Origin of the sequence: Cytobacillus firmus DS1, assembly GCF_000565285.1 — a bacterium.
In the GTDB taxonomy this organism is placed as follows: Bacteria; Bacillota; Bacilli; order Bacillales; family Cytobacillaceae; genus Cytobacillus; species Cytobacillus firmus_A.
The window spans coordinates 1-904 of record NZ_APVL01000067.1 but is presented as its reverse complement, the minus strand read 5'-3'; the positions used below and the strand labels follow the sequence as shown (position 1 = coordinate 904).

The window sequence follows — 904 nt, the reverse complement described above, 5'->3', positions numbered from 1 at the left end:
TTAAGTTTTTATTGAAAAATATTGACAAACTATTAGCTGGTTTAGTTGAATAAGCTCTCCCATGATTTTAACATAATTATCCAAAATCCTACTTATCATTTTCAGAACAATAATTCGCCCAACAATTAGCATACGTATTAACACGTTGACATAAACTTCTGTCACCCAGCTAAAAGGGGTGCGAATTCGAGTGCTATTATACCTCCGAATTTATATAAAACCTTGATATATTAACAAAAAGATGCATCCCAATTCAGTTTCGAATTGGGATGCTAATTTGTGTGCGAATTAAGTTTTTGCACTTGAAAACCGAACCCGTTATTAGAAAGCCCGGGCGTTTATTCAAATTAATTTACTAAGCGAAACTGAATAAATCTACACGCTTTATTTCTTCAAGTTCAATCAAAAATTTTAAATTTTGTTTTATTATATCTCTTGTATTTAACGATTCCGGAGCCTCCGCCCTTTCTCCGGTCGGCAAATACAATTTACGCTGTGAAGGATTCCTTCTGCTGTTAAGAAAAGCGGTACTGTCACTTGAAAAGAACGGGTATTCAAGCAGAAGTTCATTGGCTCCCCCAAGGAAATGGAAATTCGCCTCAGAATATAAATTAAATATTCGATCCAAAGTAGCTCTACAGTGGTTCAACCCTTTCTTCATTAAAGGAATTAACCCACCGAGTGCAATTACCTCATGTTCTTCCTCTACTAGCATTTCCAAGGACTCTAATGAATCAGAAACCTGAAAGACAGGGATGAGTTTTGCTCCTGGAACCAAAGACTTTAATTTAGCATAATTTTCTTTTGTAGCACTCGGATCTCCTATTACATCTAAGGGAAAAAAACCTAAGATTCTTGGATTATGTAAACGCTAAAATAAAAGTTGACCACTTTAGCGCAATTC

The 904-nt window shown here is 35.4% G+C and carries 1 protein-coding gene; it reads right to left on the bottom strand.

What is annotated here, in order from left to right; translation table 11 throughout:
- Positions 1–355 precede the first annotated feature (355 nt).
- Positions 356–715: a hypothetical protein gene (locus PBF_RS24760; protein WP_035333684.1), complete on the bottom strand. Its 360-nt coding sequence runs from the start codon at positions 713–715 to the stop codon at positions 356–358.
- Positions 716–904: the final 189 nt, after the last annotated feature.

Excerpts from the sequence above, each read along its gene's own strand:
- PBF_RS24760 (WP_035333684.1), bottom strand. The coding sequence starts at position 715 with ATGCTAGTAGAGGAAGAACATGAGGTAATTGCACTCGGTGGGTTAATT.